This is a genomic window from Halomonas alkalisoli (assembly GCF_021412585.1).
GTDB classification, from domain to species: Bacteria; Pseudomonadota; Gammaproteobacteria; order Pseudomonadales; family Halomonadaceae; genus Halomonas; species Halomonas alkalisoli.
Genome location: NZ_JAKCMI010000041.1, coordinates 176,526 through 199,764, shown reverse-complemented (window position 1 = coordinate 199,764; position 23,239 = coordinate 176,526). Strand labels below are relative to the sequence as shown.

Here is a 23,239-nt window from a genome sequence, read left to right as displayed (position 1 = left end):
CTAGAGAAGGGGGGAAATGATGTCGAACAGCGGGGCATCATCGTCCTCGCCGTTCGACAGTTCGTTGAGCTGAAGGTACTGCTGCTGGCTGCGATCGACGTAGGTCAGGATCTCGTAATAGCGTCGAATATTGCGTACGTAGATGACCGGCTCGCCACCACGGGCATAGCCGTGACGGGTCTGGCTGTGCCATTCACGTTTCTGCAGCAGAGGCAGGGCTTCGCGGACGTCTTCCCAGCGGTCGGGGTCGCCCTCGAGCTGCTCGACAATCCGGCGGGCATCGTAGAGGTGGCCCAGGCCGACATTGTAGGCGGCCATGGCCATGAACAGCCGGTCTTCACCCTGAATCGAGTCGGGCAAGCGATCCTTGATGTGTCGCAGGTAGCGGGCGCCGCCATCGATGCTCTGGGCCGGGTCCAGGCGGTCATCGACGCCCATCTCGCCGGCGGTGGGCAGGGTCAGCATCATCAGGCCGCGCACGCCGGTGGGGGAGGTGGCCTCGGGGTCCCAGTGCGACTCCTGGTAGCCCAGCGCCGCCAGCAGTTTCCAGTCGAAGCCGGTGTTGCGGGCGGCCTCTCGAAACAGCGTCGTATAGCCGGGCAGGCGTTCATGCAGGTGGGCGATGAAGACCCGGGCGCCGACGTACTCGAGGTAGTCGTCGTGACCGAAGTGGCGGTCGACCAGGTCGCCGAGAATGCCATCGTGTTGCAACTGCTGGAGGAACCGGTTGGCCTCCTGCTGCAGGCGCAGGCCGCCCAGTGCGGGGAAGGCCCAGGCCATGGAGAGAGGCTCGCCGATCGTGAAGCCGCGCTCGACGCCGGGAAAGAAGATGCGGTTGATCCGGAACTGATGGTCGTACACCACGGCGGCATCGAGGTTGCCGCTCTCCACCCGGCTGAGCAGTTCGGGGACCTCGACTTCCGGCGACTCACGCCAGCCAAGCTCGGGATATTCTGCCTGCAGTTCGCGTAGCGCCCGGTCGGCGCCCGAGCCGCGGATGGTGCCGATTTCCAGGCCGGCCAGCCCTTCCGGCCCCTTGACCGGCTGCAGGCCGCGCCGATAGACCAGCACCGGCTGCAGGTCGAGAATCGCCCGGCTGAAGATCAGGTCCTCCTGTGCCGGATCCAGGGGCAGAGTGGCGGCGCCCAGGTCCCCCTCCCTGCGCACGGCGTCGACCACGCTCATGATGTGGTGGCTGGCGTCCAGGGTCAGGCTGACGTCGAGGTGGTCGGCAAAGCGCCGCATCAGCTCGTACTCGAAGCCGGTCGGGCCATGACGCCCTTCGTAGTAGGTGGTCGGCGTGTTACGCGTGTGCACGCTGAGAAAGTCACGCTCGCGCACGGCCTCGAGGAGGTCGTCTGGCGGGGTGAAATGCCGGTAGGGCAGCAAGTACAGCACGACCCCCAGCAGCAGCAGGGCGGAAAGGCGCAGACGGTGCTGCGCGAGTCGACTCATGGGTGCAGGCATTTAGGCCACGATCGGCGATGAGGGCTTCACGATAACGTTACAAGGGGCATGTGTCATCCGCCGGATTTCGTCCCGCCCCCGCTTTCCAGTATCATGTCGGCTTTCTGCGCCGCGTATGCGGCCCCTTCCTACGCTTGCTTCAGAGGCTCCAAAGACATGCTCGAACTTCGAGGCGCGCCTGCCCTTTCCGCTTTCCGTCACGACAAGCTGCTGGCTGCCCTGCGCGCGCGGGTTCCCGAGGTCGAGTCCCTGCACGCCACCTACGTGCATTTCGTCGATCATGACGGTGAGCTGTCCGACGATGAGCGACAGGTGCTCGACCGTCTGCTCGACTATGGCATCCAGAGCGATGGACCGAGTGACACCAGCGCCGAGGGGCAGCTGTTTCTGGTGGTGCCGCGTATCGGCACCCAGTCGCCCTGGTCGTCCAAGGCCACCGATATCGTGCACAACTGTGGCCTGGCGCAGATCCGTCGCCTGGAGCGGGGCATCGCCTACCGTGTCGTGCTCAGGGCGCCGATGTCCGAGACCGCCTTTTCCACCATCGTGGAGACCCTGCACGACCGCATGACCGAAAACGTGCTGGCCGATGCATCCGATGCCGCCAAGCTCTTTGCCCATCATGAGCCGGCACCGCTGGGCCAGGTGAATGTCCTCGAGGGCGGCCGCGGCGCCCTGGAGGCGGCCAACGGCGAGCTGGGACTGGCCCTGGCCGACGACGAGATCGACTACCTGCTGGCCGCTTTCCAGGAGCTGGCGCGCAATCCCACCGACGTCGAGCTGATGATGTTCGCCCAGGCGAACTCCGAGCATTGTCGCCACAAGATCTTCAATGCCGACTGGGTGGTGGATGGCGAGGCGCAGTCGCACTCGCTGTTCAAGATGATCAAGAACACCTTCAATGCCTCGCCGGACGACATCCTCTCGGCCTACAGCGACAATGCCGCCGTGATCCGGGGCAGCGAGGCGGGGCGATTCTTTCCGGCGCCGCTGACCGGCAAGGCTGCCGAGCGTGCCGTCTACGGCGCGCAGCACGAGCCGATCCACATCCTGATGAAGGTGGAAACGCACAACCATCCCACGGCCATCGCGCCCTATCCCGGGGCCGCTACCGGTGCCGGTGGCGAGATCCGTGACGAAGGCGCCACGGGCATCGGCGGCAAGCCCAAGGCGGGTCTCACCGGCTTCACCGTTTCCAACCTGCGCATCCCCGAGTTCGTGCAGCCCTGGGAAGCCTTCGATTACGGCAAGCCGGACCGGATGCAGTCGGCGCTTTCGATCATGCTCGAGGGCCCCATCGGCGGCGCCTCCTTCAACAACGAGTTCGGGCGCCCCAACCTTGCCGGTTACTTCCGCACCTTCGAGCAGGATGCCATGGGCGCCGGGGGCATCGAGCGGCGTGGCTACCACAAGCCGATCATGATCGCCGGCGGCTATGGCAACATTCGCGATGGCCATGTCCAGAAGGGCGAGATTCCCGTCGGTGGCAAGCTGATCGTCATGGGTGGCCCGGCCATGCTGATCGGCCTGGGCGGCGGCGCCGCTTCCTCCATGGCCTCCGGCACCTCGAGTGCCGATCTCGACTTCGCCTCGGTACAGCGCGAGAATCCCGAGATCGAGCGCCGCGCCCAGGAGGTGATCGATCGCTGCTGGGCCCTGGGCGAGGCCAACCCCATTTGCTTCTTCCACGACGTGGGCGCAGGCGGCCTCTCCAATGCCTTGCCGGAGCTGGTCAAGGACGGCAACCGTGGCGGGCGCTTCGATCTGCGTGCCGTGCCCAATGCCGAGCCGGGCATGAGCCCGCTGGAGATCTGGTGCAACGAGGCCCAGGAGCGCTATGTGCTGGCGGTGGCGCCGGAGGATCTGGAGACCTTCGAGGCGCTCTGTGCCCGGGAGCGCTGCCCCTATGCGGTGGTCGGCGAGGCCATCGAGGCCCATCACCTGGAAGTGCGCGACGGCCATTTCGAAAGCCAACCGGTCGACCTGCCCATGAGCGTGCTGTTCGGCAAGCCACCGAAGATGCAGCGCGAATTCGAGCGGGAAAGCCGGGAACTGTCGGGCGTGATGCTCGACAACCTGGACCTGCGCGAGGCGATGGAGCGCGTGCTGCGCTTGCCCACCGTCGCTTCCAAGGGCTTCCTGATCACCATCGGCGACCGCTCCATCACCGGCATGGTGGCCCGCGACCAGATGGTCGGCCCCTGGCAGGTGCCCGTGGCCGACGTGGCGGTGACCACCGCCAGCTACGATACCCATGCCGGGGAGGCGATGGCCATGGGCGAGCGGCCGCCGGTGGCGTTGATCGATCCCGCCGCCAGCGCACGACTGGCGGTCGCCGAGGCGATCACCAACCTGGCGGCGGCGCCCATCGCCAAGCTGAGTGATATCAAGCTCTCCGCCAACTGGATGAGCGCCGCCGACCACGTCGGCGAAAACCAGGCGTTGTTTGATGCCGTCCATGCCGTGGGTATGGAACTCTGCCCGGCGCTGGGCATTGCGATTCCGGTGGGCAAGGACTCCATGTCGATGCGTACCGCCTGGACGACGCAGGACGACAAGGGCGAACCGGAAGAGCGAAGTGTCACCTCGCCGCTCTCCCTGGTCGTTACCGGCTTTGCCCCGGTCACCGATGCCATGGCCACCCTGACACCGCAGATCAATCTGGAGCAGGACGAATCCGACCTGATCCTGATCGACCTGGGGGCGGGCAAGAACCGCCTGGGCGGTTCGGCCCTGGCCCAGGTCTATGGCCAGGTGGGTGACGCCTGCCCCGACCTGGACGACCCGGAGGATCTCAAGGCGTTCTTCGCGGTGATCCAGGGCCTCAACCGCGACGGCAAGCTGCTGGCCTACCATGACCGCAGTGACGGCGGGCTTCTGGTGACCCTGCTGGAGATGGCCTTTGCCGCCCACGCGGGCCTCGAGATCAAGCTCGACTGGCTGATCGACGAGCCGGCCGACGCCGTGGATGCGCTGTTTGCCGAGGAGCTCGGTGCGGTGATCCAGGTCAATCGCCAGTACACGGAGGAGGTGCTGGCCCAGTTCACCGGCGCGGGTATCGAGACCTGTGGCGTCATTGCCCGGCCGCGCTACGACGATCAGGTCCGCGTGACCCTCTTCGAGGAACCGCTGCTGGAGACCACACGGCTGCTGGCCCAGCGCACCTGGGCCGAGACCAGCTACCGGCTGCAGGCACTGCGCGACAACCCGGAGTGCGCCAAGAGCGAGTTCGATGGCCTGCTCGACAGCCGCGACCCGGGTCTTTCCGCCAGCCCTACCTTTGACGTGGACGAGGATATCGCCGCGCCTTACGTCAACACGGCTCGGCCGGCGGTGGCAGTCCTGCGCGAACAGGGCGTGAATGGCCAGCTGGAAATGGCCTGGGCCTTCGACCGTGCGGGTTTCGAGGCCGTTGACGTGCACATGAGCGATATCCTCGAGGGGCGCGTCGGCCTCGAGTCGTTCAAGGGCCTGGTCGCCTGCGGCGGCTTCTCCTATGGCGATGTGCTGGGCGCCGGCGGCGGCTGGGCCAAGTCGGTACTGTTCAACGAGCGGGCACGCGAGGAGTTTGCCGCCTTCTTCGCCCGGGACGATAGCTTCGGCCTGGGCGTCTGCAACGGCTGCCAGATGTTCGCCCAGCTGCGGGAGCTGATCCCCGGCACCGAGAACTGGCCGCGCTTCGTGCGCAATGAGTCCGAGCAGTTCGAGGCGCGCGTGGCCATGGTCCAGGTGGAGAAGAGCCCCTCGATCCTGCTGGCTGGCATGGAGGGCTCACGCCTGCCGATCGCCGTGGCCCACGGCGAGGGGCGTGCCGAGTTCCGCGACAGCGCCCACCTGCGCAGCATGCAGGTCGGTACCCAGGTGGCGCTGCGCTACGTGGACAACTACGGCCAGGTGACCAGCCACTATCCGGCCAATCCCAACGGCTCACCCTCCGGCATTACCGGGCTGACGACGCCGGATGGCAGGGTGACGATCATGATGCCGCATCCGGAGCGGGTGGTGCGCGCCGTCACCAACTCCTGGCGTCCGGCGGAGTGGAGCCAGGACGGCGCCTGGATGCGGCTGTTCCGCAACGCTCGGGTCTGGCTGGGCTGACAGGCCACGTTGCGAAAGCACATGAGGCGACCGTCAGGTCGCCTCATTCGTTCCGGGTGGCTCGTTTCTCGCGAATCAGGACGCTTTCTTGGCCAGGTCCAGGCAGCTGCGAGTGTTCATGAAGCCCTCGAGAACGGCGTGTTCCGCCTGCTTCTGCTTGATGATCACCGACATGGCGGGATAGAGCGCCGGTATGGCGCTTGCCTCGCGAAGGTGCCGGTGGAACCGCAGCGAGTACTCCGCATCGATGATGGCCTGGGCCAAGACATCGCTCGCCATATCCGGGCTGCAGATGAAGTAGGGTTGGGCGGCCTCGACCTTTTCGCTGCTGGTGGGCAGGTCTGTCAGCCCAAACTGACGGGAAACACGCTGCAACTCTTCGATGCGCATCTCGCACTGGATGCCCAGGGATGCCATCAGGCGGCTCACCGAGGTATCGAAGGTCAGGAAGCTGAAGGCAAGCTGGCGGTAGCGGGACAGCTCGGTTTTTTCATGGGCCTCGGCTAAGGCCAATAATTCATCCAGCACCAAAACGAGCCTGGCGATCTTCGTATTGTTTTCAGGCATGGCAGTGTCCTCTAAACGGGAGCGAAGGGACAGCGGCCTCCCCACGAGAGAGACTGACGATCTCATCACCCGTTTTACATGATCTATGTCAAGCGCTGCGACGTTTCAAGCGGCTGCAGCGACGATTCCATTCGCTGAGCATGACGAAAATCACTAGTACCATTCCCCTAAGCGGGGTGAGTGGCTTACGGCTTTCGTCTGACACGGCATTGAATGCTCACTATAGACGAACGTTGGAAAAGCTGCCTGCAAAGGAAATAAAACAGATGTTTGAATATTTGCCTGGATGCCGCCAAACTGCATAAAAGCCCTTGAATGGAAAGGCGGTATGAAAAAGGAAATTTTTTGTGACCGAGTGATGCTCACCTTCGCGAGTCATGTGGCCGAGGTGACCCTGAAGCGCGCGCGAGAGCACAATGGGCTCGACTGGGCGATGATCGACGGCCTGCTCGCGGCGCAGCAGCGCCTGACCGAGCTCGACGGCCTGCGTGCCGTGGTGCTGGCTGGAGAGGGCAAGAGTTTCTGCGCAGGGCTCGACATGGCGGCCATCATGACGCAGCCACAGCGATTGCCCTCGCTACTGGCAGCCGATGAGCAGGGGATCAATCCGGTACAGCGCCTGGCGCTGGGCTGGCGTGACGCCGGGGTGCCGGTGATCGCCGCCCTGCATGGCCATGTCTACGGCGGCGGTCTGCAGATTGCGCTGGGGGCGGACATCCGGGTGGCGCATCCCGACGCCAGCCTGGCGCTGTTGGAAATCGTCTGGGGCATCATCCCCGATATGGCCATCAGTGTGACGGCGAGTGACATCCGCCATGACGTCCTGTGTGAGCTGGCCTGGACGGGGCGTAAGCTGGATGGAGCCGAAGGCCTGGCGCTCGGCATCGTGACCCGGCTTGCCGATGATCCGCAGGAAACCGCCCGGACTATCGCGGCTTCGGTCGCGGCGCGCTCGCCAAAGGCGGTGGCTGCCGCCCGCGAGCTTTTCACGCTTGCCCCCGGGCTTCCTCAGCGGGAGCGGCTGGCCCTGGAGGCGCGCCTGCAGGGTGGCCTGCTGGGCGGCGAGGAGCAGGTGGAGGCCGTGGCCGCCCGAATGGAGGGCAGGGAGCCCCATTTCCCCTGAGGCCCCGTCAAGCCTGACGATGGCTGCGTTGACCGGGTAAGATGGCGGCTTCGTGCCGCCATGCCTGACCTGCCCATGTCTGATCTGCCAATGACGTTGTCGCCCACTGTTTCGCTGCCTGTCCGTCAACCTGCGTTGCGCCCCTACCAGCAGGAGGCGGTGAAGCGGGTCGTCGAGTACTTTCGCGCCGGCCACGAGCCGGCCGTGGTGGTATTGCCCACCGGCAGCGGCAAGTCGCTGGTGATCGCCGAGCTGGCGAGGCTGGCCCGGGGGCGGGTGCTGGTGCTCGCCCACGTGCGTGAACTCGTCGAACAGAACCATGCCAAGTATCTCGACTACGGGCTCGAGGCCGATATCTTCAGCGCCGGCCTCGGACTCAAGGAGAGTGCCCGCCAGGTGGTGTTCGGCTCGGTGCAGTCGGTGGTGCGCAACCTCGACCGTTTCGCCGCCGGCGATCACCCCCGTGGCGCCTTCACCCTGCTGGTGATCGACGAGTGTCATCGTGTCTCCGCGGACGAGGATTCGAGCTACCGCCGGGTGATAGACCGGCTGCGCCAGCACAATCCGAGCCTCAAGATCCTGGGCCTCACGGCGACGCCCTACCGGCTGGGACAGGGGTTCATCTACCACCGTCACCATCACGGCATGGTGCGTGGTGACGATGACTGCTTCTTTCGCGATTGCGTCTTCGAGCAACCGCTGCGGCTGATGGTCAAGCAGGGCTACCTGGCTCCACCGACACGCATCGATGCGGCGCTTTTCAAGGATGGTAAAGAGCTGCGTTATGATTTCTCGGCGCTTCGGCCTGCCGACGGCGGGCTGTATCGGGAAGACGAGCTGAATCGAGTGGTGGCGGCCAGCCGCGCGACCCCGGGCATCGTCGCCGAAGTCATCGAGCGTGCCCGGGGGCGGCAAGGCGTGATGCTGTTCGCGGCCACGGTGGCCCACGCCGAGGAGGTGCTCGGCTATCTGCCGGCCGGTGAGGCGGCGCTGATTACCGGCGAGACGGCATCGCAGCAGCGCGAGGCGGTCATCGCCGCGTTCAAGGCCCGACGGCTCAAGTTCCTGGTCAACGTCGCGGTGCTGACCACCGGTTTCGATGCGCCCCACGTCGACCTGATCGCCATCCTGCGGCCCACCGAGTCGGTGAGCCTCTATCAGCAGATCGTCGGTCGCGGCCTGCGGCCTTCGCCGGGCAAGCGCGACTGTCTCATTCTCGACTACGCCGGCAATCCCTGGGACCTCTACGCCCCCGAGGTGGGTAGCCCCCGCCCGGCCTCGGATACCGAACCGGTACAGGTCGAATGTCCCGCCTGCGGCCACGCCAACCTCTACTGGGGGCGGCGCGACGGCGAGCTGGTCATCGAGCACTTCGGCCGCCGCTGCCAGGGGCTGATCGACAACCAGCAGTGCGACTTCCGCTTTCGCTTCAAGGTATGTGGCGACTGCGGCGCGGAGAACGACATCGCCGCCCGGCGCTGCCATGGCTGCGACACCCTGCTGGTGGACGCCGACGACAAGCTGAAGGAGGCGCTTCGCCTGAAGGATGCCCGGGTGCTTCGCGTCAGCGGGATGCAGCTCGAGGCGACCGTGAACGGCCGTGGCCTGCCGCGGCTCAAGGTGACCTACCACGACGAGGACGGGGCGAGTCTGAGTGAATGGTTCGCCCTGGAGACGCCTGCCCAGCGCGCCGCCTTCGGCGCCGTGTTCCTGCGCGACCACCTGCGCGCCCCGGGGGTGCCGTGGCGTCCGACTTCCCCGGATGAGGTGGTGGCCGAGCAGCGTCGCCTGCGGGCACCGGACTTCGTGGTGGGGCGCAAGATGGGCCGCCACTGGCAGGTGCGTGAGAAGCTGTTCGACTACACCGGGCGCTATCGCAAGGCTGAGGCGGCGGAATAAAGCTAGACACATGTCGGGGCAGCGCTGCTCGGGGCTACTCCGGCGGCAGGCTTACGAGGAGGCGCTGTGAACCCCTCCCTGGGCGCTACCGATTCCATCCCTGGAATCGGACCTCCTCTTCAGCCTGCCCCCGGCGCCCCTCGTTGCAGCTGGCGCCATGGCGCTGTTTCTCGATCCACCATCTTGCTAGACTGCCCCGTTGATCGACTCTTTCCCCGAGAGGCCAGCCCCGCGTGAGCGAGACGCCCCAGACGGACGCGCCTGAGCAGCGTGACATGCCGGATGCCGCCGTTCCAGCGGAGGCCCTGGCGCGGTTGTTCGACGAGCCGATCACCGAGCTGCCGGACGATCTCTACATTCCGCCGGAGGCGCTGCGGATATTCCTCGAGGCCTTCGAAGGCCCGCTGGACCTGCTGCTCTACCTGATCCGCCGCCAGAACCTGGATATCCTGGCCATCAACGTGGCCGCCATCACCCATCAGTACATCGAGTACGTGGAGCTGATGAAGGCCATGGAGATCGAACTGGCCGGGGAGTACCTGCTGATGGCCGCGATGCTGGCCGAGATCAAGTCGCGCACCCTGCTGCCGCGCCCGCCCAAGGCGAACGGCGACGACGAGGAGGACGACCCGCGGGCCGAGCTGATCCGTCGCCTGCAGGAGTACGAGCAGCTCAAGAGTGCCGCCGAGGCGTTGGCCGAGCTGCCGCGGGTGGGGCGCGACTGGTTCCCGGCTCGCGCCGCGTTGCCGCCGCTGCAGGCCCGGGTGCTCCATCCCGACGTGGAACTCGATGAGCTGCTCGGTGCCCTGGCCGGCATCCTGCGGCGCGCCGAACTCAATCAGGCGCACCATATCGGTCGCGAGACGCTCTCCACCCGAGAGCGGATGCTGGCGATCATGGAGCGGCTGACCCACGAGCACTACACGCCCTTCGAAGCGCTGTTCACGCTGGAGGAGGGCAGGGCCGGGGTGATCGTCACTTTCATGGCGATCCTGGAGCTGGCCAAGGAAGCCATGATCGAGATCGTTCAGAATGCACCGCTCTCGCCGATCCATGTGCGCGCGCGAGCGCCGCGAGAGGAGGCGGGTGAGGCGGCCTTCGACGATGAGGGAGCCGATGTCGAAAGCCCCTATGATGTCGAGAGCCCCTTTGAAGAGGAGGTCGACATGCCGCCGGAGGGAGAGGCATGAGCGCCATGGAGCTGCCGGACAGCCTCGACGAGATTCTCGAGGCGGCCCTGCTGGCGGCAGCGGAACCGCTGTCGCTGGAGCGTCTCGAGAGCCTGTTCGACGACAACGAACGGCCGCCGCGTCGCGCACTGCGTGAAGCGCTGGTGCGCGTCGAGGGGCGCCACGAGACGGGAGCCATGGAGCTGATCGAGACCGCTTCCGGCTACCAGCTGCGTATCCGGCCGCGTCTCTCCCCCTGGGTCTCCCGCCTGTGGGACGAGCGGCCTCAGCGCTATTCGCGGGCGCTGCTCGAGACCCTGGCGCTGATCGCCTATCGGCAACCGGTGACCCGAGGCGATATCGAAGAGGTGCGGGGCGTGGCGGTGAGCAGCTCGATCATGCGCACGCTGGCCGAGCGGGGCTGGATTCGCGTGGTCGGCCATCGGGATGTGCCTGGCCGGCCGGCGGTCTACGCCACCACCCGTTCGTTCCTCGACGATTTCGGTCTCAAGACCCTGGATGAGCTGCCGCCCATGCACGAACTGAAAGGGGTGGCGGAGCCCTTCTTCGAGGACGAGGCGCCGCCACCGCCCAGCCCCGTGCTGGCCCAGGCCGACGAGCCGGTCGAAGAGGACGAGGAGGGCCCCGGCGACGGGGGCGAAGCGGGTGCTGGCGCGGTGAGCGGCGAAGCGCACGAAAGCCAGGAGGAGACAGCGCTGGCGGCCACGCGGGAAAGTGGCGAGAATCACGACACGACGGCCGGGATGGCCGACGCGACACACGCCGGGAAGGCGTCCGACAGGCCCGGGCTGAGCTTTGCCGATCTGGAAGCCCGCCTGGCCGAACGTGCCCGCACCAGCGTCGATGATGACGGCGGGGCGGGGGCGGAATTCACACCTGATGAGACATCTGACGAACCATGACGACCACCACGGAAAAACTGCAGAAGGTACTGGCCCGCGCCGGGCTGGGTTCGCGTCGCGAAATGGAAACCGCCATCGCGGCGGGTCGCGTCAAGATCAACGGCAAGCTGGCCACCCTGGGCGACCGCATCGAGATGCGCGACCGGGTCAGCTTCGACGACCGCCCCGTCACCCTGCGTGGCGTCGAGGAGACTCCCCGGCGGGTGATCATGTACAACAAGCCGGAAGGCGAGCTGTGCACCCGCAAGGACCCGGAAGGGCGGCGTACCGTGTTCGAGCGCCTGCCACGCCTGAAAGGCGAGCGCTGGGTCGCCATAGGGCGCCTGGACATCAACACCAGCGGCCTGTTGCTGTTCACCACCGACGGCGAGCTGGCCAACCGCCTCATGCACCCTTCCACGCAGGTGGAGCGTGAGTACGCCGTGCGGGTCATGGGCGAGGTGAAGAAGGAGCAGATCGTGGCCATGGTCCAGGGCGTCATGCTCGAGGATGGCCCGGCACGCTTCACCGATGTGCAGGAGTTCGGCGGCGAAGGTATCAACACCTGGTTCCATGTGGTGATCACCGAAGGCCGCAATCGGGAAGTGCGGCGTCTGTGGGAGTCCCAGGGGCTGACGGTGAGCCGCCTGAAGCGTGTGCGCTACGGCAATATCTTCCTCGACAAGCGGGCCAAGGCCGGTGAGTGGGTGGAGCTCACCCAGGCCGAGATCGACGACCTGGCCGAGAGTGCGGGCCTGGCCTCGCGCAAGGTGCCGGAGTTGACGCCGGATGAGAAGAACCGCTGGAGCCGCGACAAGAACAAGCGTCGGCCGGTACAGGCGATGCGCAAGCCGAAGAGTCCTCGCGGTCGCTGAACCGGTCGGCGGGAAGCCGTTGGACAGGCTGCCAAAAATCCCTTGCTTTCAGGGGGCTGGATGGGTAATATCTGCCCCCGTTCGGACGGGTCGTTAGCTCAGTTGGTAGAGCAGTTGGCTTTTAACCAATTGGTCGTAGGTTCGAATCCTACACGACCCACCATCCGAACCTGTATGCTTGCACGCGAGCACCGGGTCGTTAGCTCAGTTGGTAGAGCAGTTGGCTTTTAACCAATTGGTCGTAGGTTCGAATCCTACACGACCCACCAGACATCGGTTTCAGTGAATCACTGGAACCCAACAAGAAAGGGCCCTGATGGGCCCTTTCTTGTTTGCTGACGTTTGTTTGCTGACGGTTGTGCTGCGCTCTCCTCAATCCTCCACTCGTATCCGGCCAAGGCTATAGTCGCCGCCATGATTGGCAAGTACGAAGCCCTGGAAGCGCTCGCGAAAACTGGTGTCCCGTGCCTGGATGACACGACGCCCGTCGACGCTGATTCGCATCTGACCGTCCTCGTCGCGGGTCCAGGTCAGGATATGGAAGCTGTCGTCCTCGAGGTGGATTGCCCCATCGCTGCTGGCGATCACGTCGCTTCCGTCGCTGGTGACCCTTATCAGGCTCAGCCCGGGGCGCGCACCGGGGCGATAGACCAGCCGGTAGCCGCTGCCCGGACGGCTGCCCTGAAAGACCCCCATCTCGAGACTACCCATATTTTGGCGGGAAGCCAGTTCCAGCTCCATTTCGAAGGCGTTACGGATCGGCGAGGAGACGAAGATCCTGGCGGATTCTGCGGCTGCCGGCGCCGCTTCGGGTCGAACATTGCCCCTCTGTTCGAGGAACAGTTTCAGCATGGCCAGGCCAATGTCCTCGGGCCGGTCGGAGTGCAGGCTCGGCCCCGTCGAGGCTCCCTCTTCCGGAATCTCGACCACGCTGCGCAAGCCGTTGCGATCGATGCTGAAGTCGCCGCTGAGCACCGTCCAGGCAGGATTGCGACGGTAGTCGCCATCGCTGAAGTCGTCGTCCAGGGCAATACGAGGTGAGGCCGTGGGTGCTGGCGGCGCGGTAGCCGTGACCGCTACCCTCTCCGTCTGGCGCAACCGTCTCAGCAGGTCAGCCGTGGCGTGGCCGTCCTGGGCCATGTCCATGTCGGCCTGGTACGCGTGTATCGCGTTGCGGGTCCGGCGCCCCATGACGCCATCCGCCGGGCCGGCGTCATAGCCGAGTCGATTGAGCTCGCGCTGTATTTCGGCCACGCCTTGCCGGCCCGACAGGGTCTCGATGTCGGGCCGCGATGGGGGTGTCGCCTGTGCGGAAGGTGCCTCTTCCGGCTGCCAGGCGCGGGCTGTCTGTTGAGCCTCGCTGATCTGCTGCGCGGTCATCCGTGCCGCCACTGCATCCCGCGCGGCGGCGGCACGGCGGTGCCCGCGAGCCGCCGCGAGGTTGTACCATTTGTGCGCTTCCACGAAGTCCTGAAGCGTCCCATGGCCGGCCTCGTGCATTTGCCCCAGCATGTACTGGGCTTCGGGGTCGCCGCTGGTGGCAAGCCGGTCGAACATCTGCAAGGCCTGGCGGTACTCCTGCCGCTCGTAGGTCTGCAGGGCCTCGGGGTAGCGGTAATCGGCACTGGCCAGCGCGATGTGGCTTACCAACAAGAGCAGGAGCACGCTTGCTTTGATCATCACGGGGGTCTCCAGTGAAAGGAGTCTGTGACCTGCAGCCGCCAGGTCTCACCGTGCTGCCTTGCCATTCCACTCGGTCCTGGCTTGTCTCAACGAAGGCCGAGGACGGATAGAATCACCAGCACGATGACGATGGCGCCGACGATGTAAACGATGTTGTTCATAATGGATTCCTCTGCGGCGCATGTTCCTGTTTCAGGATGCTGCGGGATGGTTCGTGTCCTGATGGCGTCGCAGTCCTTGCGACGCGTAGTGTAACTCCCTGTACCGGCTGTTCCTTGCCTCACTCACACCAAGGATATGTCTTAAGCAGACCTCGGTCTGTGCGCTGGCGTACACTCGACTAAAAATCGAAAAAGAGTTGCGACGCGTCGAGTGCCCGATGCACGCCCGGTTCGGTTCGTCTCCGCTGGAAGGGCAGGGTATTCATCTCGGCGGTGAAGCACTGGTGCCCATTTCGGCCATTCCGCTTGGTGTGATACATGGCCATGTCGGCATTGTGCATGAGGGCTTCGGCATCGTCGGCGTCATCCGGGTAGAGGCTGATGCCGATGCTGAGCGTGATGAGGAGTTCATGACCCTCGATACGGTAGGGCCTGCTCAGGACGGCAAGCAGTTTTTTCGCGACCTTGGTGGCGTCTTCTGGCTTCCTGATCTCGGCAAGCAGGATGGCGAATTCGTCGCCACCCTGACGGCAGACGGTGTCGATGTCGCGCATGCAATCGCGAAGACGGCCCGCAACAGCCTGGAGCAGGCTGTCACCCACGGCATGGCCGAGTGAGTCATTGATGGGCTTGAAGGCATCGAGGTCAAGATAGAGCAGGGCGACCAGGTGCCGGTGTCGTCGGGCTAGGCCTATGGCTTGGGAGAGACGTTCCGTCATCAGCGCGCGATTGGCCAGGCCGGTTAGCGCATCATGCTGCGCCAGGTAGGCCATCCTATCCAGCATGACCTGCGACATGGAAGCGTCGCGGAACACGATCACGGCGCCGGTGACGCGGCCGTCTCGGTCATGGATCGGCGCCGCTGAATCCTCGATCTCCAGCTCGCTGCCATCCTGGCGGACCAGCGCGCAATCCAGGGAGAGGCCTACCGCTCTGTTCTCTTCGATGGCCCGACGCCCGGAGGTGATGGTTGTTTGATGTGTCTTGCTGTCGACAAGGAGGAGCACACGGGAAAGTGGCTTGCCGATCGCCTCCGGTTCCGACCAGCCTGTCAGAATTTCAGCCATTCGGTTCATGTAGGTGATCGCGCCCTGAAGGTCGATGGTCAGGACAGCATCGCCAACGGTGTTGAGGGCCACGCGCGCCCATGCCCGCTCGGCGTCCAGGGCTGCTGCGACGTCCCGCCTCGAGGCGTGGATCTGGGTGTGTCCTAGCCGCACCGGATCCTGGGGGTGTAACGAGTGCAAGGAGGCTGAGGGTTGCTGTGGAACCAGCGATTCGTCCCTCATGCCGTCGGCCCGGGAGCTGGCAAAGTCCATGGCACGCGCGCCCAGACGGTGGGCAAGGTCGGCGTGGCCCAATGTGGCACTCGAGCCCGAGAGGCAGGAGACGAGATCATCAGAAACGTTGGCGTTGCCATGAGTCGATTTCCTTTTCCGCCTGCATATGAGCCCCGGTGGGGCGGCATGGCCTGACCGGGCGCGCGGCTTGGCCAGTATCCCGAGAGCGTAGTGGCGTGACGGCGTCGCTTCCGTTCGCTGGCGTACATAGCAATTGCTTGTTGTTCGCTATAACGTATGCGCCAGGACCACTATTTCTCCCGCGCTCGGGGAGCTTTCCCGATACAGGAGTGTCAGTCATGGCCCTGCAACAAGACCCGCGCCAGAATCACTTGCTGGCGGCCCTGCCGAAGGATGAATACCAGCGCCTGGCGCCCCACCTCAAGCGAGTAGAATTGACGCTGGGGGATTCGCTGGCCGAGTCGGGAAAGGTGATGCGCCATGTCTATTTTCCCGTGGATTGCATCGTATCGCTGCTGTGCGTCATGGACGATGGTGACTCGACGGAAATAGCCGTCGTCGGTAGCGAGGGTATCGTCGGCATCGCGCTGTTCATGGGAGGTGAGTCGACGCCGAGCCGTGCCATCGTGCAGAGTGCCGGCAGCGCCTATCGCCTCGATGGGCAGCTGCTGAAGGACGAGTTCGATCGCGCGTCAACGTTCCAGTATCTGTTATTGCGTTACACCCAGGCCCTGATCACCCAGATGGCTCAGACTGCAGTGTGCAACCGGCATCACAGCCTGGATCAACAGCTGTGTCGCTGGCTGTTGCTGAGCCTGGATCGCTTGCCGGTCAACGAGCTGGTCATGACCCAGGAACTGATCGCCAACATGCTTGGCGTCCGCCGAGAAGGCGTCACCGAGGCGGCCGGCAAGCTGCAGCGGGCCGGACTGATTTCCTACCGCCGCGGGCACATCAGCATTCTCGACAGGCCTGGCCTGGAAGCGCGTGTCTGCGAGTGCTACACGGTCGTCAGGAAGGAGTACGACCGCCTGCTGAGCTTCCATCGCCCCGGCTGAAGGCCCCTTTCCTTGTCGGGCCGGGTGGATTCTCGCGCAGTGCCCGTCCAGCGTATGTATCCTGGCGCACCGACGGCCTGATGAAGGACATGCCAGTGTTCTCTCAGCGGTCTATTGGTAATTTCTTGATCCCTTGCTTGCCATGTGCCCATTGCCGATGTTTCCACCGGGAGCGCGCCCATGAAGCCTTCACCCCCAAGCCCGATGACCAATCACCTTATCGACAGGTTGCCGCAACGGGAGAGGGCATCTTTCCTTGCCGATTGCCAGGCCATTGACCTGGTGTTCGGTGAAGTGATTACCGAGCACGGTGGGCGGATTTCGCATGTCCATTTTCCCCTCGACAGCTTCATCTCCCAGATTGCCAACCTGAGTAGTGACCGGGAGCAGCTGGAAGTGGCGATGGTCGGCAGTGAAGGGATGTTGGGAACGCCCCTGATTCTGGGGGTCGATGAGTCACCCTGGCTCGCCCTGGTACAGGGTGCAGGGCCGGCGCTGCGCATGCCGGCGGTTGTCTTTGGTCGCCACCTGGCGCAGAGCCCCACGCTTCAGGCGCTGCTCAAGCGCTATCTCTATGTGGTCATGCACCAGCTATCCCGGGTGGCGGCATGTACCCACTTCCATCAGGTCGAGGCCCGTCTGGCGCGCTGGCTGCTGATGACCCAGGATCGTGCGCACTCGGATGAGCTGCATCTTACCCACGAGTTCCTGGCCATGATGCTGGGGGTGCGTCGCGCAGGCATCACCCTGGCCGCCATGGCACTTCAGTCGCGCCGGCTGATTCGCTATCAGCGAGGAGACATCGTGGTGCTGGACCGAACGGGTCTGATCGAGGCTTCCTGCGGCTGCTATGCCTCCGATCGCAGCCTTTACCGTCGGTACATTACCTAAGGACGCGCATCATGAGATCGGCTGGCGCGCCCTGGGGTGCGCGCCCGCCGAAAAATCATGAGGTGACGATCGTGTTGAGATCCAGGCTCAGCCGAGACTGTCGCCGCCGGCGGCATGCCCGGCCGTTTCGTCGCCCCGCCGGTTTTGGCATCCTGCAGGCCGAGGATTACCGGCGTCGCCTCAGTGAGGAGTACAGCGCGCCAGCGATAAAGGCGATGCCAATGGACATCAGCGGGTTTTCGCGGACGTGGGTGCTCACGCGTTCGAGCACATCATCGGCCCGCTGGCGCCCATGGACGGCCACCTCGCGAACGCGCTCTTCGGCGCGGGATGCCTGCTCCCGAGTGTACTCCTCGGCCTTGCCAGCGGTCTCGGCTGCCCTGTCCACCGCTTCATGAGCCTTGCCCGCGACCTGATCGATGGTCTCGTGTCCGCTTGCTTTCATAGTCATGATCGTATCTTCCTTGTGGCTGTGTCGACGGGTGAAGATGACCTGTCAGGTAAGACGCTCATCGTCGCCAATGGTTTCTCTGACTATCTGCTGGTCGAGGGTATCAGGCCGGGTCGTGGTGGTTAGCCTGCTTTTCATGTGCTCCCCGAGGGTGAGGAGAAACGCTGTCAGGGGAACGGCGAGTATCATGCCGACGACCCCACCCAGCACCGTTCCCCAGAACAGGATGGAGATCACGACCAGGGCCGGGTGCAGGCCTGAGCGGTCGGCCATGATCTTGGGTGTGAGCAGCATGCTCTCCACCAGCTGTGTGACAGCGATGACCGCCAGCACCAGCATGACGAGCTGTGAGCCCCCTCCTGGCTGAAAATAGGCGATGGGTAGCACGGTGACAACGCCAACAATGAAGCCAAGGTAGGGCACGATGTTCAGCAGCCCCAGGGCGAGGCCCAGGAAAATGGCGGCCTCGAGGCCGATGACGGTAAAACCGACTGCCATCATCACGCCCATGATCAAGGCGATGGTCAGCTGTCCGCGGAAGAACGCGGTGACGTAATTGATAAAGAGCTGAACCAGGTACACGACTTCATTCTGCCGCTGCTTTGTGAACAGAAACAGCATCCCCTTGGCATGCTGTTTCATGCGGCCACCGGAGAGTAGCGCAAAGAAGAGGTACAGAGGCACGAAACCGAGGCCTACCAGGAAACCGATGTATTTCATGGTGCGGTCAGTGGCCTCCTCTGCATCCGGAAGCATCGATTGGATCTCCATTTCGGCTATGGCGTCTTCCACCATCGGCAATGCTCTCGGGAACCGGGCTGACAGGCTGGCGTGTCCGCGTTCGGCGATCTCAGGCACAGACTGGAAGAATTGGCTGCCCTGATGGATAGCCGTCGGCAGGACCAGCACCATCACCGTTAGAAACAGGCCGAACAGGATCACAAACAGGGAGATCACGGCGCCGAGCCGGTTCATACGTAGGTGGCGTTCGAAGAGTTCTACGATCGGGAGCAAGATCAAGGCCATCACCCCCGCAATGGCAAGGGGGAAGACCAAGGAGTGCAGGGCGCCGATGATTTGCCCAAGAACCCAGATGATGAACACGACGGTGCCAACCAGAGTAACGGCGCTGAGGGCGACAATGGTGTAGCGAAGCAGCCGTTGTTCGCCGGGTGCAAAGTCGATTTGCGTTCTCTTTTCGAAGCTCATGGGTTTCCTCTACCCTCTATATGCGGTCCTGGCACCCCTTGATCCATTTATGGATAGCGGTGTATGGGCACGAGATGTCGGCCCTCTTGGGTCTGGAGATCATGAAAAGAAAAGATATTTCAGCTTAGGCGCAAGCGGGCGATCCTTCGGTGCGCTACCACACAAAGCGTAGCCGTCCGGTGATGCAGCAACTCGCGGACCTGTCTAAAAATGGCTTCTCATAAGTTAGGCACCGCACAGACCAAGCCTGGATCAGCAACTATTTTCTCATTATCACCCTGTTTTTACATGCGTTCATGGTGAGATGAAGAGCTTAAATTTAACGAGCGTCTGGAGTGCAGGTCATGAACAAGGATCAGGTCAAAGATAGTTCGAGTAAGGATAAGGCTACGGAAGTTGCCGACGACACGCGCACGGAGAAGAAGGGTAAAGTCGAAAATCATGGCGACAAGGGGGGCTCCGTGTTGGGAAAAATCAATGACGATGCCAAGGAGGAAAAGAAATGAACGATCCAACAGTGCTATCAAGGGGAAGGCCTTGAAGCTCGATACGAAGAACAGACGGTTCATGCTTGATGTAGATGGCGAGCGCCTGAAGAACGCACCGGGCTTCGACAAGGATCAATGGCCGAACATGGCTGACGCTACCTGGAATTCGACCATTGAGTCCTACTACGCAGGTGATCGGATTTCTCAGTAGGCATAGTGCGGAAGGTCCGGGTAGTAGTATCTACCCGGATCCATCGTGCCGACGAGATTATTCTGGCCTTACCGTCACGATTGCAAATCCTTGCGCAGGGACTGTTCCAACTCCTTGGTCGCGGTGATATCCAAAAGGGTGATCACCACGCCGTCTATGACATTGTCTAGCCGGCGATAGGGCATGATCCGTACCGTAAACCAGCGGTCGTCAGTGGTAGTGATCTGCTTCTCGGAGAAGGCCAGGGTGCTCAAGGTGTTAAGGGCGTCGTCGTTAAGTTCCGGGTACTTCAGGGTGGTGGTAAGATCGCTAAGGGGGCGGCCGATGTCGCTTTCGCGAATGCTGATGATCTTTGATGCCCGGTCGGTGAAGCGACGGAGGTTCAAGTTCTGGTCGAGAAACAGAATGGCTATCTCGATGCTGTTGAGCAGGTTTTTCATATCGCTCTGAGCGAGGGCGAGATCGTCGAGCTTGGTCTGCATTTCCGCGTTGATGGTTTGCAGCTCCTCATTCATGGACTGCATCTCTTCCTTCGAGGTGGTCAGCTCTTCGTTGGTGGACTGCAATTCCTCATTGGTCGATTGCAATTCCTCGTTGGCTGACTGCAACTCTTCCCGGGAAGCCCGGTTTTCCTCACGCAGGGTCTGGATTTCATCCTGGCACTGTTGCAACTCGGCGGCATGGGCCCGCTGCGCGGCTGTTGTCGACTTGCTTTTGGTGGCCGGGTCGGCATGAGTCTGGGCGATGTCGCGGAATACGATCATCTTCATCCCGCGCAGGGCGGTGGGCTCTCGTAGTGCCTGCACGGTGATATCGACGCTCTGCATGCCACCGCCGGGCAGTTGCACCTGAAGACCTGGCAATTGCAGCGGCTCGCTCTGCTCCGCAGCCTGGCGCAGGGCGCTGCCGATGGGCGTCCGCAGACCTTCCCGCACCATGGCGTGAAAATTCCAGTTGGCCTTGCCGGCGGCAGGCTCCAGGTACTTTCCTGTGCGCCCGCTGATGTAGACGATATCACCCTCATCGTTGACCACCACCGCGGCGGGGGCGTAGACCTGCAGTAACACCTGGTCGGCCGCCGCTTGCAGGTTATCCTTTGGCTGGGAGGATGAGTGATTGGCGGGCACGGGAAGCTCCTTGGCTATCCAGGACAGGGGGGGGAACGCCTTCACCGGCAATCGGGTGTCACCGCTCTGGGCATTATCCTGGCGCCGATAAAGCCGTAGCTTGGGTTGAATGGGAGAAAACAGCTGAGTGTTGCGCCCTACCGTCTCCGAGCTCCCCAGTAACAGTACACCCCCAGCGCGCAAGCTGTAGTGAAACAGGGGAATGAGTCTGCTTTGCAGGCTATGATCGAAGTAGATCAGCAGGTTGCGACAGGAAATGAGGTCGAGGCGGGTGAAGGGGGGGTCAAGTACCACATCCTGCTGGGCGAACAGCACCAGATCGCGGATATGGCTGTTGATGCGGTAGCCATTCTGATGGGCGCTGAAAAAACGCGCCAAGCGTTCCCTCGAGACGCTGGTTTCGATATCGGCGGTGTAGTGCCCGCGGCGTGCGGTGGCAATGGCGTCCGGGCTCAGGTCGGAGGCGAATATCTGCAGGGTAATGTCATGGGCTTGTGGCAGCTTTTCCAGCACCTCGGTAAAGACCATTGCCAGGGAGTAGGCCTCTTCACCGGTTGAGCAGCCGACCACCCAGGCACGCAGCTGGGGCTCCCTGGGCTGTCGCGTCAGCAATTCTGGCAGGGTGGTTTCCGCCAGATGCTGCCAGACCGCGGCATCGCGGAAAAAACTGGTGACTCCGATGAGCACTTCCTTGAACAGCAGGTCGATCTCCTGGGGGTTGTGCTTGAGATAATCCGCGTAAAGCGACAGGGTGGCGATTTCGTGGATCGCCATGCGCCGCTCCATGCGGCGGTGCAGGGTGCTTGGCTTGTAGAGGGAGAAATCGTGTCGGGTGCGCTGTTGAAGCAGACGGAGAATGCGCTTCAAGGGCGTCGATTCGAGCTCGGGTTCTACCGCCTCCACGCCGGAGTTGCCTGGGGTGGACGCCTGGGTAACGCAGGCCAGTATACGGGTGGGCAAGTCGCCTGGCGGGGCAATGATATCGGCACAGTTTGCAGCGATGGCACTGTTGGGCATGGCATCGAACTGAGCCGAGTCGGGCTGTTGCGCTGCCGTGATACCGCCCACGGCCTTGATCGCCTGTAAGCCCAGGGTGCCGTCAGAACCCATGCCGGACAGCACTACCCCGATGGCTTGCTCCCCCTGGGCGATGGCCAGGGAAGAAAACAGCACGTTGATGGGCAGGCGCAGTCCCCTGGGTTCCATGGGCGCTGCGAGCTTCAGCAAGCCGTCGACAACGCTGATTTCCGCATTCGGCGGAATCACATACACGCAGTCGGGCTCGATGGGCATGCCGTGGGTGGCTTCCCGCACGGGCATCGGGGTGACGCGCTGGAGTAATTCCGGGAGCAACGCCTTATGGGTGGGATCGAGATGCTGCACCACCACATAGGCCATTTGGCTGTGGGGCGGGATCCGGGCCAGAAACTGTTCCAGCGGCGCCAGGCCACCGGCGGAGGCGCCAATACCCAGAATTCGCGTGGTCACCGGAGCGTCGCCGGTGGCTTGGCAGGTGTCGCAGCGTCCACAGCGAAGAACGGTAGGCCGGGGCTACTCTGCATTGGCGCACTCGCGGCAGACCAACAGAATATGCTTGCGTTCTGGTGAGAGGGATGCAAGGCACTGCATGTGCCGGGCACCCTGTGTGCTCCCGGCTGTCTCGGCTACGCAGGAACCCCTGGCGCCGCTCTGTGCGACCTGCTGCAGCAGGCCAAGCAGCTTTGGCCGGCTCTCGGCGAGCAGGAGAGTGCCGATGGAATGTCCCTCAAGCTCGTCTTGCCCAATGCCAAAAAGCTCCGCGGCGGCAAAGTTACCCTGAATAACGTTACCCTCGAGGTCGACGAGCAAGTAGCCAAGGGGGGCGGAGTCGAAAAGTGTCCGGTAAAGGCTCAAATCCTCGACAAGCGCACGTTCATTGGCGGCAATTTCCTCGTTCTGCAAGTCAAGCTCCACCTGGTGAACCTGCAATTCATGGAGCAGCTTGAGGGCGTCTGCCGCGTTGTCGGGATTACTGGACAGGCGATGGAGCAGGCGCAGGGCGTCAACGCCCACCGACCCGTGACTCGCTGCCGGTGTCGTGCCCGCCTGCAGCTGCGCTTCAGCCTTGTCTCGCAGCTGTATATAGGCATTGCATTCATTAATGGTTGAGGGCATGCCAGACTCCAATATTCCTCTCCGGATGTAGTTCTCATGGTAGCTTATCGTGACAGGGATTAGTATGGGGATTTCGGTCACCTTCGGGATGCGCGGCGGCCGTCGACAGGCTCCTGGGTTGACGATTTTCGTCACGCCGCCTAATTTTCTGCTCCTTGTTAAATATGTTAGTGAACTGATTGAACAGCTTCCGTTGCGTACTTTGGAGTCCCCTCTTTAATTCCAGGAATTCTGATGGTTCAGTTTTTCGTTAGTGATTCCGGAGAAATATTTCATGAGGAAATTGAATTGACTATTTTGTTCAGGTGGCAGGCCGGTTTGTAGGGGGCATATAAGCTACTTTCGTTTATATGCGTAGCCGTTGGCTGGGTAACGTAACCACATCATGCACTTCTGAGGAGCCGG

General features: G+C 63.2%; 18 protein-coding genes and 2 tRNA genes. 12 read left to right on the top strand and 8 right to left on the bottom strand.

The window, feature by feature from the left end:
• Entirely contained in the window at positions 1–1,455 is a 1,455-nt protein-coding gene (gene mltF / locus LY622_RS18920) for a membrane-bound lytic murein transglycosylase MltF (RefSeq protein WP_234292285.1), read from the bottom strand.
• Positions 1,456–1,623: 168 nt separating this feature from the next.
• Here mltF and purL point away from each other — a divergent pair, with 168 nt between their 5' ends.
• Complete coding sequence (gene purL / locus LY622_RS18915) at positions 1,624–5,565, top strand: phosphoribosylformylglycinamidine synthase (RefSeq protein WP_234292284.1); 3,942 nt, start codon at positions 1,624–1,626, stop codon at positions 5,563–5,565.
• A 75-nt stretch (positions 5,566–5,640) separates the two neighbouring features.
• Here the strand turns inward: purL and LY622_RS18910 are convergent, their stop codons facing one another.
• Entirely contained in the window at positions 5,641–6,132 is a 492-nt protein-coding gene (locus tag LY622_RS18910) for a hypothetical protein (protein ID WP_234292283.1), read from the bottom strand.
• Positions 6,133–6,460: 328 nt separating this feature from the next.
• Here LY622_RS18910 and LY622_RS18905 point away from each other — a divergent pair, with 328 nt between their 5' ends.
• The 7 genes from LY622_RS18905 to LY622_RS18875 all read left to right on the top strand — a co-directional run bounded on the left by LY622_RS18905 (position 6,461) and on the right by LY622_RS18875 (position 12,369).
• Complete coding sequence (locus tag LY622_RS18905; RefSeq protein ID WP_234292282.1) at positions 6,461–7,255, top strand: crotonase/enoyl-CoA hydratase family protein; 795 nt, start codon at positions 6,461–6,463, stop codon at positions 7,253–7,255.
• Between the two features lie 75 nt (positions 7,256–7,330).
• A complete protein-coding gene (gene radD / locus LY622_RS18900; protein ID WP_234292281.1) occupies positions 7,331–9,154 on the top strand; it encodes a DNA repair helicase RadD in 1,824 nt (607 codons plus the stop codon).
• A gap of 233 nt (positions 9,155–9,387) precedes the next feature.
• Positions 9,388–10,344 (top strand): segregation and condensation protein A, encoded by a 957-nt coding sequence (locus tag LY622_RS18895; RefSeq protein ID WP_439649601.1) that lies wholly within the window; start codon positions 9,388–9,390, stop codon positions 10,342–10,344.
• Positions 10,341–11,246: an SMC-Scp complex subunit ScpB gene (gene scpB, locus LY622_RS18890; protein ID WP_234292280.1), complete on the top strand. Its 906-nt coding sequence runs from the start codon at positions 10,341–10,343 to the stop codon at positions 11,244–11,246. The genes LY622_RS18895 and scpB overlap by 4 nt, the downstream gene beginning before the upstream one ends.
• Positions 11,243–12,100 (top strand): 23S rRNA pseudouridine(2605) synthase RluB, encoded by an 858-nt coding sequence (gene rluB, locus LY622_RS18885; RefSeq protein ID WP_234292279.1) that lies wholly within the window; start codon positions 11,243–11,245, stop codon positions 12,098–12,100. The genes scpB and rluB overlap by 4 nt, the downstream gene beginning before the upstream one ends.
• An 87-nt stretch (positions 12,101–12,187) precedes the next feature.
• Positions 12,188–12,263 (top strand) — tRNA-Lys (locus LY622_RS18880).
• Between the two features lie 30 nt (positions 12,264–12,293).
• A tRNA-Lys gene (locus LY622_RS18875) sits at positions 12,294–12,369 on the top strand.
• Positions 12,370–12,472: 103 nt separating this feature from the next.
• Here the strand turns inward: LY622_RS18875 and LY622_RS18870 are convergent.
• Both LY622_RS18870 and LY622_RS18865 read right to left on the bottom strand, forming a co-directional pair.
• On the bottom strand, positions 12,473–13,780 hold the full coding sequence (locus LY622_RS18870) for a peptidoglycan-binding domain-containing protein (protein WP_234292455.1): 1,308 nt from the start codon (positions 13,778–13,780) through the stop codon (positions 12,473–12,475).
• Positions 13,781–14,123: 343 nt separating this feature from the next.
• Complete coding sequence (locus LY622_RS18865; RefSeq protein ID WP_234292278.1) at positions 14,124–15,305, bottom strand: diguanylate cyclase domain-containing protein; 1,182 nt, start codon at positions 15,303–15,305, stop codon at positions 14,124–14,126.
• Positions 15,306–15,583: 278 nt separating this feature from the next.
• On the opposite strand from LY622_RS18865, the gene LY622_RS18860 reads away from it, so the two are divergent.
• Positions 15,584–16,303, top strand: coding sequence for a Crp/Fnr family transcriptional regulator (locus LY622_RS18860; protein ID WP_234292277.1), 720 nt, complete (start codon positions 15,584–15,586; stop codon positions 16,301–16,303).
• Positions 16,304–16,483: 180 nt separating this feature from the next.
• The gene (locus LY622_RS18855; protein ID WP_234292276.1) at positions 16,484–17,194 is read left to right on the top strand and encodes a Crp/Fnr family transcriptional regulator; all 711 of its coding nucleotides are present in this window, start codon (positions 16,484–16,486) and stop codon (positions 17,192–17,194) included.
• Between the two features lie 166 nt (positions 17,195–17,360).
• On the opposite strand, the gene LY622_RS18850 is transcribed toward LY622_RS18855, so the two are convergent.
• Positions 17,361–17,645, bottom strand: coding sequence for an ElaB/YgaM/YqjD family protein (locus tag LY622_RS18850; RefSeq protein WP_234280067.1), 285 nt, complete (start codon positions 17,643–17,645; stop codon positions 17,361–17,363).
• Positions 17,646–17,690: 45 nt separating this feature from the next.
• Entirely contained in the window at positions 17,691–18,854 is a 1,164-nt protein-coding gene (locus tag LY622_RS18845; protein WP_234292275.1) for an AI-2E family transporter, read from the bottom strand.
• A gap of 344 nt (positions 18,855–19,198) precedes the next feature.
• Between LY622_RS18845 and LY622_RS18840 the strand changes: the two genes are divergently transcribed.
• A complete protein-coding gene (locus tag LY622_RS18840) occupies positions 19,199–19,360 on the top strand; it encodes a hypothetical protein (protein ID WP_234292274.1) in 162 nt (53 codons plus the stop codon).
• A 31-nt stretch (positions 19,361–19,391) separates the two neighbouring features.
• Positions 19,392–19,553, top strand: coding sequence for a hypothetical protein (locus tag LY622_RS18835; RefSeq protein WP_234292273.1), 162 nt, complete (start codon positions 19,392–19,394; stop codon positions 19,551–19,553).
• Between the two features lie 74 nt (positions 19,554–19,627).
• Here LY622_RS18835 and LY622_RS18830 read toward each other — a convergent pair whose 3' ends face one another.
• Together LY622_RS18830 and LY622_RS18825 are read right to left on the bottom strand one after the other, a co-directional pair.
• A complete protein-coding gene (locus LY622_RS18830; protein ID WP_234292272.1) occupies positions 19,628–22,168 on the bottom strand; it encodes a chemotaxis protein CheB in 2,541 nt (846 codons plus the stop codon).
• 63 nt (positions 22,169–22,231) lie between these two features.
• On the bottom strand, positions 22,232–22,834 hold the full coding sequence (locus tag LY622_RS18825; protein ID WP_234292271.1) for a PAS domain S-box protein: 603 nt from the start codon (positions 22,832–22,834) through the stop codon (positions 22,232–22,234).
• Positions 22,835–23,239: the final 405 nt, after the last annotated feature.